This window comes from Natronocella acetinitrilica (genome assembly GCF_024170285.1).
GTDB lineage: Bacteria > Pseudomonadota > Gammaproteobacteria > Nitrococcales > Aquisalimonadaceae > Natronocella > Natronocella acetinitrilica.
The window spans coordinates 147,322-159,984 of the sequence record NZ_JALJXV010000010.1 but is presented as its reverse complement, the minus strand read 5'-3'; the positions used below and the strand labels follow the sequence as shown (position 1 = coordinate 159,984).

Annotated in this window: 15 protein-coding genes; 8 read left to right on the top strand and 7 right to left on the bottom strand. The window is 63.7% G+C overall.

What is annotated here, in order from left to right; genetic code table 11:
* The first annotated feature begins 5 nt into the window (after positions 1 to 5).
* From nrfD to J2T57_RS19055, 3 genes are all read left to right on the top strand, one after another.
* On the top strand, positions 6 to 1,181 hold the full coding sequence (gene nrfD, locus J2T57_RS19065) for an NrfD/PsrC family molybdoenzyme membrane anchor subunit (protein ID WP_253483562.1): 1,176 nt from the start codon (positions 6 to 8) through the stop codon (positions 1,179 to 1,181).
* A 12-nt stretch (positions 1,182 to 1,193) separates the two neighbouring features.
* The gene (locus tag J2T57_RS19060) at positions 1,194 to 2,090 is read left to right on the top strand and encodes a TorD/DmsD family molecular chaperone (protein WP_253483546.1); all 897 of its coding nucleotides are present in this window, start codon (positions 1,194 to 1,196) and stop codon (positions 2,088 to 2,090) included.
* A 128-nt stretch (positions 2,091 to 2,218) separates the two neighbouring features.
* Positions 2,219 to 3,400, top strand: coding sequence for an acetyl-CoA C-acetyltransferase (locus tag J2T57_RS19055; protein WP_253483543.1), 1,182 nt, complete (start codon positions 2,219 to 2,221; stop codon positions 3,398 to 3,400).
* Between the two features lie 84 nt (positions 3,401 to 3,484).
* Here the strand turns inward: J2T57_RS19055 and arsH are convergent, their stop codons facing one another.
* Genes arsH through J2T57_RS19025 form a run of 6 tightly spaced genes read right to left on the bottom strand, consistent with a single transcriptional unit; the run spans position 3,485 to position 7,203 of the window.
* On the bottom strand, positions 3,485 to 4,207 hold the full coding sequence (arsH, locus tag J2T57_RS19050) for an arsenical resistance protein ArsH (protein ID WP_253483540.1): 723 nt from the start codon (positions 4,205 to 4,207) through the stop codon (positions 3,485 to 3,487).
* On the bottom strand, positions 4,204 to 5,016 hold the full coding sequence (locus tag J2T57_RS19045; RefSeq protein ID WP_253483536.1) for a universal stress protein: 813 nt from the start codon (positions 5,014 to 5,016) through the stop codon (positions 4,204 to 4,206). The genes arsH and J2T57_RS19045 overlap by 4 nt, the downstream gene beginning before the upstream one ends.
* 4 nt (positions 5,017 to 5,020) lie before the next feature.
* A complete protein-coding gene (locus tag J2T57_RS22285) occupies positions 5,021 to 5,323 on the bottom strand; it encodes a CC/Se motif family (seleno)protein (protein ID WP_264175394.1) in 303 nt (100 codons plus the stop codon).
* Between the two features lie 3 nt (positions 5,324 to 5,326).
* The gene (gene arsB, locus J2T57_RS19035) at positions 5,327 to 6,433 is read right to left on the bottom strand and encodes an ACR3 family arsenite efflux transporter (protein WP_253483530.1); all 1,107 of its coding nucleotides are present in this window, start codon (positions 6,431 to 6,433) and stop codon (positions 5,327 to 5,329) included.
* Positions 6,430 to 6,861 carry an arsenate reductase (thioredoxin) gene (arsC, locus tag J2T57_RS19030; RefSeq protein WP_253483527.1) on the bottom strand — a complete coding sequence of 144 codons (432 nt, stop codon included), beginning with the start codon at positions 6,859 to 6,861 and terminating at the stop codon, positions 6,430 to 6,432. The genes arsB and arsC overlap by 4 nt, the downstream gene beginning before the upstream one ends.
* A 6-nt stretch (positions 6,862 to 6,867) precedes the next feature.
* Positions 6,868 to 7,203 (bottom strand): metalloregulator ArsR/SmtB family transcription factor, encoded by a 336-nt coding sequence (locus J2T57_RS19025; RefSeq protein ID WP_253483524.1) that lies wholly within the window; start codon positions 7,201 to 7,203, stop codon positions 6,868 to 6,870.
* A 231-nt stretch (positions 7,204 to 7,434) separates the two neighbouring features.
* Between J2T57_RS19025 and J2T57_RS19020 the strand changes: the two genes are divergently transcribed.
* The 3 genes from J2T57_RS19020 (at position 7,435) to J2T57_RS19010 (ending at position 9,841) form a co-directional block, all read left to right on the top strand.
* The gene (locus J2T57_RS19020; protein WP_253483521.1) at positions 7,435 to 8,508 is read left to right on the top strand and encodes a porin; all 1,074 of its coding nucleotides are present in this window, start codon (positions 7,435 to 7,437) and stop codon (positions 8,506 to 8,508) included.
* Positions 8,509 to 8,624: 116 nt separating this feature from the next.
* On the top strand, positions 8,625 to 8,951 hold the full coding sequence (locus J2T57_RS19015; protein ID WP_253483518.1) for a hypothetical protein: 327 nt from the start codon (positions 8,625 to 8,627) through the stop codon (positions 8,949 to 8,951).
* A gap of 59 nt (positions 8,952 to 9,010) precedes the next feature.
* Complete coding sequence (locus tag J2T57_RS19010; RefSeq protein WP_253483515.1) at positions 9,011 to 9,841, top strand: MurR/RpiR family transcriptional regulator; 831 nt, start codon at positions 9,011 to 9,013, stop codon at positions 9,839 to 9,841.
* On the opposite strand, the gene J2T57_RS19005 is transcribed toward J2T57_RS19010, so the two are convergent.
* Positions 9,828 to 10,676 (bottom strand): HAD-IIA family hydrolase, encoded by an 849-nt coding sequence (locus J2T57_RS19005; protein ID WP_253483512.1) that lies wholly within the window; start codon positions 10,674 to 10,676, stop codon positions 9,828 to 9,830. The genes J2T57_RS19010 and J2T57_RS19005 overlap by 14 nt on opposite strands.
* Before the next feature lie 158 nt (positions 10,677 to 10,834).
* On the opposite strand from J2T57_RS19005, the gene phnC reads away from it, so the two are divergent.
* Positions 10,835 to 11,653, top strand: a complete 819-nt coding sequence (gene phnC / locus J2T57_RS19000) for a phosphonate ABC transporter ATP-binding protein (protein ID WP_253483509.1) — start codon at positions 10,835 to 10,837, stop codon at positions 11,651 to 11,653.
* Positions 11,654 to 11,703: 50 nt separating this feature from the next.
* Positions 11,704 to 12,636, top strand: a complete 933-nt coding sequence (gene phnD, locus J2T57_RS18995) for a phosphate/phosphite/phosphonate ABC transporter substrate-binding protein (protein WP_253483505.1) — start codon at positions 11,704 to 11,706, stop codon at positions 12,634 to 12,636.
* Positions 12,637 to 12,663 lie beyond the last annotated feature (27 nt).

Genomic DNA, 12,663 nt, shown 5'->3' with positions numbered 1-12,663 from the left:
GACCCATGAGCGTCACAGCAGAACAGATTCCCGGTGGGCCGCGCTACTCGGGCAACACCCTGACCGCCACCATGATGCTGGCGGTCGGCGTGATCGGCCTGATCATCGGCCTGATCGCCGCCTGGCCCAAGTTCATCCACGGTGGCGCCGCCCTCTCCCAGGGCAGCGACATGATGTGGGGCCTGCCAGTGGTGACCTACGCCTTCCTGGCCCTGTCGTCCTTCGGTGTGAGCATGGTTGCTGGCGTCGGCTCCGTGTTCCGCATTGAGGGCTGGGATCGTATCGCGCCCCGGCTCTTTACCCTGGCTCTTGGCCTCAGCATCGGCGCCCTGGCAGCGCTGGCGCTGGAGCTGGGTCACGCCTTCCGCACCCTCTGGGCCATCCCGCTGAACATGCAGGTGCGCTCGCCGATGCTGTGGATGGGGGCCTTCTGGGGTGCCTACGTGGTGTTCCTGGGCTGGCTGCTGTTCCGGCTGCGGGAGGTGGACATCCGCGACAATACGGTGCGGCTGCTCTCCATCGCCATCGTGCTGACTTGCGTCGGCGCGCTTTTCACCCAGGGCCTGGTCTACGGAATGATGATCATGCGCCCGGTCTGGTACGGCGCGGCAACGCCGCTCTACTACTGGGTGGGTTCCGTCGTCACCGGCCTTGCCATGGCGCTGCTCTTCCTCAACATCACCCACCGATTCAGCCATGACGGTCTGTCGGAGGCCAAGCAGCGGGTCATGCAACAGCATCTGCCGGTGATCTTCCTGGTGGCGCTGATCGGCTACGCCATCGTGGTCGCAAGCCGCACCACCGCAGGGCTCTGGTCCAGTGCTGAAGGCGTGCAGATCGTCTACCAGTACATGGTGGGCTCGCCGCTGTTCTGGTTCGAGGTGCTGGTCTGCCTGGCCCTGCCCCTTGCACTGATGAGCATGGCCAAACTTCGGGGCAACCCCCTGGTGCAGGCCGCCGCCGGCGCCCTCGCAATCATCGGCATTTTCATTGCCCGCTACGAGTTCATCATCGGTGGACAGCTGGTGCCCCTGTGGAAGGGCAGCTGGGTCCCGGCCCTGGTGGAATACAGCCCCAACAGCGTGGAATGGGGCATGTTCCTGATCGGGGTCTTCCTGTCCATTACCGTCTACGCCGCCGGTGACCGGTTCTTCAACACCGGCCCCCACGCGGGCGACTGAGGGAGCAACATCATGGCGGCAACCGCACTCAAGCGCACCAGCACGCGGCCTCCCGCCGCCCCCGCACAGCGGGCGCAGGCCCGGGCGGCATGCTACCTGAACCTGGCGCAGTGCCTGCGCCCACCCCACGACCCGGCGCTGGTTGCGGCCATGGGCAGCGACCTGGTCCCGGACCTGCGGGAGGCGCTGGTCACGCTCGGCGACCCACCCGAGCTGCGCGAGTCGGTCCGGCGGCTTGAGCAGGCCCTGGCGGAACCGGGTGCCGGTGATCGTCTGCTGCGGGACTACACCTGGCTTTTCCTGACGCCACCCTACCGGGTGGACCTCAACGCCGGGCTCTACCTGGACGGCGCCCTGATGGGGCCGAGCGTCCAGCAACTGGTGCAGCTCTACCGGCGACACGGCGTCGAGAAAGGGAGCGCCTTCCATGACCTGCCGGATCACATCGCCCTGCTGCTTGAGTTCTCTGCCATGCTGTGGGCGAAAGCCGCCGAATCGCTGCAGGGCGGGGACAGGACGCAGGCGGAGTCCATGCTGCGCGACCAGGCCTGGCTGCTGGCCCGTCACTACCTGGGCTGGATGTCCACCCTCGCCACGCGCATTGATGCCGTCGGCGAAGGGCGCACCGGCGCAACGGTTTACGCCGGGCTGACGGCACTGGTCACGGCCATCGCGGAACTGGAATTCGCCGACATCCGGCACCTGCTGGCAGCGGAGGACACAGGCCCGACACCGCAGGCGATGGTGCGTCAGGAATTACCCCCGGTTCCGCCGAGACAGGCCGTGTGCGGCGGCTGCGGGGAGCCATTTACGCTTCAGGGGGAGCGGGCCGCCATTCACGCCCGGCTTGAGGAGGCCGGACTGGACGCTTCCCATGTCGCCATCTGCAAGCGTTGCGGCACGGGCTGAGGGCGCGGTCCAACTGGCGCTCCCGGACGATTCGGCGGCAACTTGCCAAGGATCAAGGCCACGTTACCCCATCATGGCTTACCCTAGTGCAGTAAGTACTGTTCATCACGTCAACAGAGGCGATACCCATGGCAACGGATGTAGTGATCTGTGCGCCCGTGCGCACGCCCATCGGCACCTATGCCGGCACGCTCAAGGACATGCCCGCCGCCGACCTGGGCGGGATTGTTGCCAGGGAGGCGCTGAACCGCGGCGGCATCAGCGGTGAGCGGCTGGATTCGGTGATCATGGGTAACGTGATCCAGGCCGGCAACCGCATGAACCCCGCACGGCAGGCGGCCATTCACGGCGGCGTGCCGGTGTCGGTCCCGGCGCTCACCGTCAACCGGGTCTGCGGGTCCGGCGCCCAGGCTATCGCCTCGGCGGCCCAGGAGGTGCTTGTCGGCCACGCGCACTGCGTTCTTGCCGGCGGCTTCGAGAACATGGATCGCGCGCCCTATCTGCTTGAGAAGGCTCGCTGGGGCTACCGCATGGGCGATGCGAAAATGCTCGACTCCATGCTCTACGACGGCCTGCATGATGCCTTCTCCGGCAAGCATTCCGGTTGGCACACGGAGGATCTGGTCAAGGAGTACAGGATCAGCCGGGAGGATCAGGACGCCTGGGCGGCCCGCTCCCAGCAACGCTTCTCGAAGGCCCAGGCCGAGGGCCACTTCGATACCGAGATCACGCCGGTGGAGGTGCCCGGGCGCAAGGGCCCGACAGTGTTCGCCAAGGACGAGCACAACCGGGCGGACACCACCGTCGAGAGCCTGGCACGGCTGCGCGGCGCCTTCCGTGAAGATGGCACGGTCACCGCCGGCAACGCCCCGGGCCTGAATACCGGTGCCGCCGCCATGCTGGTGGCCGATCGCGCATCGGCGGAGGAACACGGTCTGCAACCGGTGGCACGGCTGGTGTCCTGGGGTATCGGGGCAGTGGAGCCGGGAATGTTCGGCATCGGCCCCGTCCCCGCGGTACACCAGGCGCTGGAACGGGCCAACTGGCGCGTCTCCGACGTCGACCGGGTGGAGATCAACGAGGCGTTTGCAGCCATCGCCCTGGTGGTGCTGCGGGAAGTGGGCTTCCCCGAGGACATCGTCAACGTCGAGGGCGGCGCCATCGCCCACGGCCACCCCATTGGCGCCACTGGCGCCGTGCTCACTGTGCGCCTGCTACACGCCATGCGCAGGAGTGGCGAGCGCAAGGGCATCGTGACGCTATGCATCGGCGGTGGCCAGGGCATCGCGCTGGCACTGGAGCGGTTGTAACCGGATTCGCCACGCGGGCTGGCGATGGTGCGGGACCGCTTTACCCGCACCATCTACCAGCCCGCTCCCGTCGAGGCCGCAAGACTAGGGGCTTGCGGCCCGGTCCAGTGGCACCTCGCCAGATGACACCGGCCGATCGTCGTCCACCCGCTCACTGTAACGGTCCACGAGATAGTCGGCGCAGTCCCGCGTCAGCAGGGTGAATCTCAGCAATTCCTGCATCACGTCCACCATCCGGTTGTAGTACGGGGAGGGCTTCATGCGCCCCGCCTCATCGAACTCCTCGTATGCCTTGGGTACCGACGACTGATTGGGAATAGTGATCATGCGCATCCAGCGACCGAGGATGCGCATGTTGTTCACGGCATTGAAGGACTGCGAGCCTCCGCAGACCTGCATGACGGCCAGGGTGCGCCCCTGGGTGGGCCGGATACCGCGGTAAGCGAGCGGCAGCCAGTCAATCTGGCTCTTGAGGATACCTGTCATGTTGCCGTGGCGTTCCGGGCTGCACCAGACATGGCCTTCCGACCATTCAGAGAGTTCACGCAGTTCAACGACCTTGGGATGGTCGGCGGACACATCGTCCGGCAGCGGTAATCCGGATGGGTTGTAGATACGGGTCTCCGCACCAAAGCGTCCCAGCAACCGGGCGGCCTCTTCAGTGAGAAACCGGCTGTAGGAGCGATCACGCAGGGATCCATACAGCAGCAGTATGCGTGGAGCATGACTGGACGCAGGCGGACGTAAACGGCTCAGGTCCGGAGTATCCACATACTGCTCGAGAAGATTGGGTATCTCGTTGTTCATATTGCTCCTTTCCGCATTGGCACGAGCAGCACCGGCCGGTGCGCCCCATGACAGACGGCTTCGGCGGTGCTACCCAGGAGTAGATCCGGAATAGCACCGCGACCACGCTTGCCGATGATGGTGAGTTCCGCCGGCAGATGTCGGGCGAGTTCTACAATAACTGTGCGTGGATCACCATCCAGAACACGGGGTTCCGCATTGGTGATGCCTTCGGTCACTGTCGCGAGGTGGGCCCTGGCATCAGCGATCTCCCGGTCGCAGCCCTCACTGGCGCAAGTTGCAGTCGCGGCGATCGCTTGCCTCATGCGTGGCGCAATGGCGCGAGAATACTGCTCCGCCGCCTCGGCCGCGGGGGAACCGTCCGTGGCCAGCAAGAGGATTCCGGAACGGTCGGCAGCACTGCCCTCGCCAACCGGCTCAAGCCACAGGGGCATGGAAGTCAACCTCGCGGCGTCCATGGCCGTACTGCCGAGAAAAAAGCGATACACCCGGGTATGACCCTGGCTGCCGAGGAGGATGAGGTCGGCATCCACTTCCCTGGCTGCAGCGACCACCTCCATGCCGGGCTCGCCAACGCGCACCTGGGTGTCCACTGAATAACCCATTTCCGCGAGCATGGCGGCCTCGCCGCGCAGTCGTTCTTCATAGTGCTCGCGGTGCCCAACTTCCGGCACCGCCGGATAGCGCGAGCTGAGTACGTAAACGAGAGTCGCTTGTTCCGCGCCCAAAGCGCGCAGGTCTTCCAGCCTGGCCTTCAATACGGGCCAGGCAGGAGAAAAATCAACGGCAACCAGTGCATGTCTGAACATTTGGCTATTTCTCCTTGCCCGCCGAAAGCCCCACGCCCTCGACGAACAGGCGTTTCATGCCAAAAAAACCTTGCAGTCGGATAATAATCGCTTCCTCGATCTGCAGCGCCCTCGGCAGGTAAACAGCAACCCCGTCGACGACCTGCCTGGTACAATCCGCGTTAGCGCCTGGCGCCCCCGGCTCCGCCATCGGGACACCAGCGGTACCGCCACAACAGCCGTGGCGCGGCGAGATCCGCAGTGTCACCGCACCACCTCTGTCGACAAGCCACGTCCTGGCCTCGGTTGACAAGCGGATTACGCCCATGGCCTAGCCGCTCGCCGGCTCGGGTTCGGCAGCTGGAAAGTGGTGCCGCGTGCGATTGGCGATGCGCACCAGGGCCAGCATCAGTGGCACCTCGACCAGCACACCGACCACCGTCGCCAACGCCGCGCCCGACTGCAGACCGAACAACGCTATGGCCGCCGCCACGGCCAACTCGAAGAAGTTGCTGGCGCCGATCATGGCACCAGGCGCGGCTACGTTATGGGGCACTTTCCAGGCCTTGGCCCAACCATAGGCGATAAAGAAAATCAGGAAGGTCTGGATGATCAGCGGTATGGCGATCAACACGATGTGGAGCGGATTGTTGAGGATCACCTCGCCCTGAAAGGCGAACAGCAGCACCAGGGTCAGGATGAGCCCCACCGGTGTGACCAGTCCGATCCGCTTCATGAAGACGTTATCGAACCACTCGATGCCGCGCTTGCGGATCAACAGCACCCGGGTCAGGTAACCTGCAGTCAGGGGAATGACGATGTAGAGAAACACCGACAGGGCCACTGTATCCCAGGGTACGATGATGTCCGACAGGCCCAGCAGCAGCATCACGATGGGGGCGAAGGCGAACAGCATGATGATGTCGTTCACCGAGACCTGCACCAACGTGTAGGCGGCGTCACCCCGGGTGAGGTAACTCCAGACGAACACCATGGCGGTACACGGGGCAGCACCCAGCAGGATGGCGCCGGCAAGGTACTCCCGAGCAAGCCCCTCAGGAATCAGTGGCGCGAAGATCACCATGAGGAACAGCCAGGCGATGGCGAACATGGTGAACGGCTTGATCAACCAGTTCACCGTGGTGGTGATGATAAGCCCCTTGGGCTGACGGCCAACGCCAAGGATGGAGCTGAAGTCGATCTGCACCATCATCGGAAAGATCATGGCCCAGATGAGGATCGCCACCGGTATGGAGACCTGGGCGTACTCGAATTGCGCCAGGGCCTCGGGCACCGCGGGGGCGAACTGCCCGAGTGCGATACCGAGCACGATGGCGAGCCCGACCCAGACGGACAGGTAGCGCTCGAACAGGCCCATGCCCTTCTTGATGTCCGGCTCGTCAACGGCGGCGCTGGCAGTGTTGGTCTGGTTGGTCATGAGCGTAACTCTTCCTGCAGCAGATCGCGTACTCGCGCGCTTATATCATCTCGAACCGCCCGGAACTGTGCGGTGATCTCCTCCTCTGTCCCGGTTGCCCTGGCCGGATCCGGCAGCGGCCAATGCACACGACGCACACCCGGCGGCAACACCGGACAGTGCTCGTCGGCGTGGCCACAAACCGTCACGACAAGAGTCGCGGCACCCAGCATCTCATCCGTCAGTCTGGTGGAGTCCTGGTGGCTGATATCGATTCCCACCTCGTCCATGGCGGCGATAGCCCGAGGATTCTTGCCGTGGGCCTCGATGCCAGCGGACTGCACAGTGGCGGCAGATCCGGCGATTGCCCGGGCGAAACCCTCGGCCATCTGTGACCGGCAGGAATTGCCGGTGCACAGGAAGAGCACGTTCAGGGGGGTGTCAGACATATTGCCTCACTCACAGGAGATGGATGGGCGATTGGGCATGGCGGCCAGACGTTGGCGGATATCCGCCAACGCATCTGCGTGGTAAGCAGCCTCAAGAACTTCAATGGTCCACTGCGGCAACGCCGGATGCAGGCGGTAATGCACCCATTGGCCGCGCCGCTCATCCTGCACGATTCCCATGTCACGTAGCTGGCCGAGGTGCCGGGAAACGCGGGGCTGGGACAGATCCAGTGCGTGCACAAACTCGCAGACGCACAGACGCTGTTCGGCGAGCAGGAGCAGCAGGCAGCGCAGACGCGTGCCATCCGACAAGGCTTTGAAGAATTGCTCTGGCACAAACATATCTGTTTATCCGTATATCCGATTATTCAAATTACCAGATTTTCGCTTCCGGGTGAATTGGTGACTTCCGTTTCATGAATTTTTGATGACCGTGCCCGCCCGAAATGGAACTGCAACATACGGATGTGATGATTGCGGCGGTCAAACAACGCCATGTCGCTTTTGCACAACAGCGAACGGGCTTGTCTGGCTCCTATTGCCGACCGCAGACTTCGCTGGAGAACGATTAACATGAAGATTCGCCCTTACACAACGACCGCCGGCTCCGCACTGGCGTTGGCGGCGCTGCTTGCCGCCGGGAATGCCCAGGCCATCGAGGCATCCGTGTCCGGACAGGTTAACCGGGCCATTGTCTACGCCGATGACGGCGAAGACACCAACTCGGCCTTCGTCGACAACCAGAACAGCAACTCCCGCTTCCGCTTCACCGGTTCGGCGGAAATGGTGCCCGGTATCCGCGCCGGCATCCTGGCCGAATTCAGCATGGTGACCGGTAGCTCGTCCGCATTCTCCATCGAAGAGCAGGACGACGGCTTCGGCTTCGGTCGCCGTCATATGGATGCCTTCTTCAGTGGCGACTTTGGTGCAGTGCGTCTTGGCCAGGGTTCCGGCGCCGCCGATGGCGGCGTGGAAGTCGACCTGTCCGGCACCAGTGTTGTGCAATGGGTCGGCGCAGCGGACATCGGTGGCGGGGTGAACTTCCGCGACGAGGATGGCGGTTTTGGCCCCACCATCGGCGCCGTCACCAACTCCTTCGACTTTGAAAGCCGCTATCAGCGCATCCGCTACGATTCACCGGCTTTCGGCCCGCTGAGCCTGGCCGGCTCCTTCGGCAAGAAGGGCGGTGCCGGTGACGACACCACGGAGTTGGCATTGCGCTACAACGCCGACTTCGCCGGCGTCGGCAGGCTCGGCGCCGCGCTGGGTTATTCCAACCGCTCCATTGGTGGCGACATCGGCTCGGTGGAAACAGTCGGCGGGTCGGTTTCCTTCCTGCATGACACCGGTTTCAACGTCACCCTCGCCTATGCGCAGATCGAGGATGACAACGAACTGGACGCCGATAACACCTACATCAAGATCGGCTACACCACGGGTGTGCACTCGGTGGCGCTGGACTATGGCGTCACCAGCGACCTGGGCGCCGAGGGCGATTCGGAATGGTTCGGCCTTGGCTATGTCTGGCGTCCCATTGGCTGGGCAGAACTTTACGCTGGTGCCAAGATCCACAGCCACGACGATGTCGGCGATCAGAGCTTCGACGACATCACCATGGTGACCACCGGCACCCGGCTGCGCTTCTGACCGCAACCCTCTCACTGATCAACGCCATGGCTCGGGATGTCATCCCGGGGCATGGCGTTTTCGTTTATCGCATGCACCGATGCGCGTAACATTCCACGCATGACGGAGAACCACCAGTGACAAGCAAACTGTGTACTGCCGGCCTGCTACCGTGCCTGGCCCTGCTCCTTGCCGGCTGCGCCGGCGACCGTTTCGAATACACGCCGGTTGGCGAAATGCAGGAAGGCCCGGGCATGTTTACCGGCGAATCCGGCGAGGCAATCTTCAGCCTGCGCCGCGAGCCGGGGGCCGGTACGGCCGGTGACAGCGATCCGCCGGGCGACTATTCCGAATTCCTTGAGTACCAGGCGTTTCGGGACTGGAAAGATAACAACGCCAATAGTGACGAACACCGGGAATTCCAGCTCTGGCGAGAGTGGCGGGAGCAGCGCACGGCACGATGAAGACCCCCCGCAAGGCGCCATCCCCTCCACGTAATGGCCACCCTCCAGTGGGCGGAATCGTGGCCCGTCTACAGAGCATGCGCGAGAGCCTGCGGCGCACCGGTCAGCGTATTGCCGATTACATCATCGGCCACCCCCAGGACGTCATCCACATGTCCGTGACCGAACTGGCACAGGCATCGGGCGCCAGCGAAGGCAGCGTGGTAGCGCTCTGCAAGCAACTGGGCGCCAGCGGTTTTCAGCAGATGAAGATCATCCTGGCACAGGAACTGGTCCAGCCGGTGCAGTTTATCCACGAGGACCTGGATCCGTCGGATCAACCCCAGGCGGTAATCGAGAAGATATTCAGCAGCGACATCCAGGCGCTGCGGGACACCATGGAGGCGCTGGATGCCGACGCCCTGGCCCGGGCGGTGGACGCCATCGTCGCAGCGGAACGGGTGGAACTCTACGGCATCGGCAGCGCGGCCCCCATCGTCGAGGATGCTGGCTATCGCATGTTGCGGATCGGCCTGAACTGCAAGGTGGTGGTGGATTCCCACGTCCAGAGCATCAGCGCAGCGCTCACCAATCCGCGGGTCGCCACGCTCACCGTCTCCCACTCCGGCAGCACCCACGAAACTCTCGCAGCTACGCGGCTTGCCAAGGAGGCGGGAGCCACGACCATCTGCATTACCAATTTCGGCAAATCGCCGATTCAGGCCTACGCCGACATCGTGCTCTACACCATGGCCCGGGAAACGCAGTTCCGCACCGAGGCCATGACCAGCCGCATTGCCCAGCTTGCAGTCGTCGACGCATTGATCGCAGCGCTTGCGCTACGTGACTATGAAGGTGCCGCCGACACCATTCGGCGGACATCGGAAGTGCTGTCCATCAAGCGCTATTGATGAACCGCCCCGGCGTATTGGTGGCCTCCGTCGGGGCTGTCGCCAGGCCCGGATAGCGCAGCAGTCCCGCCGGCGTTGAGGCATGCACACAGGCGCCGCTGCCCACCAGCAGACAAGGGATACCAAGCCGCGCCGCGCCACGAAAATCCGTGTCGGCGTTATCACCGATCATGGTTGCGGCGGCCGCCGAAATGCCCAGGCGACGCAACCCTTCCTCGAGCAATGGCGTTTCCGGCTTGCCGAATATCATGCTCGGCTCGACGCCAGAGCAGGCCACCACCGCCTGCATCAGGGCACCGGTTTCCGGCACGATCTCGGGGGGCATCGCACCAGGATGCGTCAGGTCAGGGTTTGTCACCATCAACTCCGCGCCATGGCGCAGCATGTTCGCCACCTGACACAGTCGGCGATAACCAAACCGGACGTCCCGGGCCAGCAACACCAGATCAGGTGAATCCTCTCCCAACTGCAAGCCCAGATTACGCGCGAGGCGATGCAGTGATGTACTCCCGAGTAGGAGAATACGCAGCCCCGGCCGGTGTTCGGCCAGCCAGCGCACGGCGGTCTCCCCTGCCAGCAGGATCTGTTCCGGGGATACCGGTAACCCCATGCGATTGAGCTTGCGGGCCAGCCCGCTGGCAACGTCGGTGGAGTTGTTGGAGACGATAACAAAGCGCCCCTCCACGGCGGCAAGGAGTTCGGCCGCGCCAGGCAGTGGACGGCCGGCGGCTACCAGTGTGCCGTCCATGTCCAGCAGGAAGCCGTCTGCCGCATCCAGCCAGGCCGGTCGCCGGAATTCTGTTGCCGCCACATTCATTGCCGTTCTAGATACCATCGCAACCCCCTGAGTTCGCGGGACTATAGCGAATTTAATCGCGATTGAAAATTTCTCATTTATTTTTATTTTCGTCTGACGAAAGTTCATATTCCTGTCACAACAGCTGGGTAGAGTGCAGGGCCTGAGCAGTAGGCACACGCCGACGGAGGCCCGTCATGCTGGAAATTCGCGACCTCGAAAAGCGCTTCGGCGACACCACGGCGCTGGACAGGATCTCGTTGACCATCCGCGAAGGCGAGATGGTGGGCATCATCGGTCGATCGGGGGCGGGCAAGTCCACGCTGCTGCGAAGCATCAACCGCCTGAACGATCCCAGTGGCGGCGAAATACTCTGGCAGGGCGAAACCGTCACCGGCGTGAAAGGCAGTGCCCTGCGCGCCTGGCAGCGCCAGTGCGGCATGATCTTTCAGCAGTTCAATCTGGTGCCGCGGCTCGATGTGCTCACCAATGTATTGATGGGCCGGCTGAGCTACCGCAATACCGCCATGACCGTGCTCAAGCTCTTCACCCGCGAAGACCGGGCCATGGCCATCATGACGCTGGAGCGCGTCGAAATGGCCGCCTTTGCCCTGCAGCGCGCCGACACCCTATCCGGTGGGCAGCAGCAGCGCGTTGCCATTGCCCGGGCGCTGGTGCAGCAACCATCGCTCTTGCTGGCCGACGAGCCTATCGCCTCACTGGACCCGCGCAGTGCTCGCAGAGTCATGGAAATTCTGCGTGCCATCAATCAGGAGGACGGCATCACCGTACTCTGCAACCTGCACACGCTGGACACGGCGCGCCAGTACTGCGACCGGGTGGTGGGCATGCGCGCGGGCAGCGTGGTTTACGACGGCGCGCCGGACGGCCTGGATAACGCCACCGTCCGCGCCATCTACGGCGCGGAAGACGACGCCGATTTCGACGAAGGCGTCACTTCTACAAGTATCCCGTCCCGGCTGCCCGCCGGGGAGGCCCAGCGCAAGGTCGGCTGAGATCGGCCGCGCCATGACTTGACCCTGAAACCTGGAACGGAGATTCGATCATGAGCATGCAATTACGCATCACCCACTCCTGCCTGGGCGTTGCCCTCGGCACGGCACTGCTGACCGCGGCAACGTCGGCCTCCGCGTGGCAGGATGAATACCCCAGTTTCCGCTACGGCGTGCAAAGCGTGGAAACCCAGGGGGCCGCCCTCACCCGCTACCAGGGCTTTGACGCCTACGTGCAGGAAAAGCTCGGTGTCGACCTGGATCTTTACCTCTCATCCGAGTACGCCGGCGTCATCCAGGCCATTGCCTCGGGACAGATCGAAGTCATGGACATGGGCGCCAGCGGCTATGCCGCCGCCTGGATCGAGACCAACGGCAACGTCGAGCCGCTGGTAGTGCCGCAGGAAGAGGACGGCTCCATTGGGTACTACGCGGTGATGTTCGTCCGGGCCGACAGCGACTACGAGAGCATCGAAGACCTCGCCGGCGCCAACTTCGCCTGGGCAGACCCCAACTCCGCCTCGGGTTACCTGTTCCCGCTGGTAAGCCTGCGCGGCATGGGCATCGAGCCCGAGGATCACTTTGGCAACGTGGTGTTCTCCGGTGGCCACGAGCAGAGCATCATCGGCGTGCTCGACGGCGCCTACGATGCCGCCGTGACCTGGACCAACGATGTCGAGGCCCATACTCGCGGCGGCATCCACATGATGCTGGAGCGCGGTGTGCTGGACGCCGACGACATCCGCATCATCTGGGTGTCCGACCTCATCCCCAACCCGGTGATCGCCATTCGCTCCGATGTGCCGCAACAGATGAAAGATGATCTGCGCAACCTGTTCCTGAACATGCACGAGGACAATCCGGAAGTGTTCCGTGAAGTGGCCCGTGGCAATTCGCCGGGTTACGTGGAAGTGGACCATGAAGTCTACGAGATCGCCATCGAGTTGCGGCAACAGCTGGCCGCCGAACGTCGGGGGCGTCGCTAGACCAGTCTGCGGGCCGGCCTCGTGCCG

What these genes read in the sequence shown, in the direction of transcription:
- nrfD (WP_253483562.1), top strand. Translation starts at nt 6, where the DNA reads ATGAGCGTCACAGCAGAACAGATTCCCGGTGGGCCGCGCTACTCGGGC.
- J2T57_RS19060 (WP_253483546.1), top strand. Translation starts at nt 1,194, where the DNA reads ATGGCGGCAACCGCACTCAAGCGCACCAGCACGCGGCCTCCCGCCGCC.
- J2T57_RS19055 (WP_253483543.1), top strand. Translation starts at nt 2,219, where the DNA reads ATGGCAACGGATGTAGTGATCTGTGCGCCCGTGCGCACGCCCATCGGC.
- arsH (WP_253483540.1), bottom strand. Translation starts at nt 4,207, where the DNA reads ATGAACAACGAGATACCCAATCTTCTCGAGCAGTATGTGGATACTCCG.
- J2T57_RS19045 (WP_253483536.1), bottom strand. Translation starts at nt 5,016, where the DNA reads ATGTTCAGACATGCACTGGTTGCCGTTGATTTTTCTCCTGCCTGGCCC.
- J2T57_RS22285 (WP_264175394.1), bottom strand. Translation starts at nt 5,323, where the DNA reads ATGGGCGTAATCCGCTTGTCAACCGAGGCCAGGACGTGGCTTGTCGAC.
- arsB (WP_253483530.1), bottom strand. Translation starts at nt 6,433, where the DNA reads ATGACCAACCAGACCAACACTGCCAGCGCCGCCGTTGACGAGCCGGAC.
- arsC (WP_253483527.1), bottom strand. Translation starts at nt 6,861, where the DNA reads ATGTCTGACACCCCCCTGAACGTGCTCTTCCTGTGCACCGGCAATTCC.
- J2T57_RS19025 (WP_253483524.1), bottom strand. Translation starts at nt 7,203, where the DNA reads ATGTTTGTGCCAGAGCAATTCTTCAAAGCCTTGTCGGATGGCACGCGT.
- J2T57_RS19020 (WP_253483521.1), top strand. Translation starts at nt 7,435, where the DNA reads ATGAAGATTCGCCCTTACACAACGACCGCCGGCTCCGCACTGGCGTTG.
- J2T57_RS19005 (WP_253483512.1), bottom strand. Translation starts at nt 10,676, where the DNA reads ATGGTATCTAGAACGGCAATGAATGTGGCGGCAACAGAATTCCGGCGA.
- phnC (WP_253483509.1), top strand. Translation starts at nt 10,835, where the DNA reads ATGCTGGAAATTCGCGACCTCGAAAAGCGCTTCGGCGACACCACGGCG.
- phnD (WP_253483505.1), top strand. Translation starts at nt 11,704, where the DNA reads ATGAGCATGCAATTACGCATCACCCACTCCTGCCTGGGCGTTGCCCTC.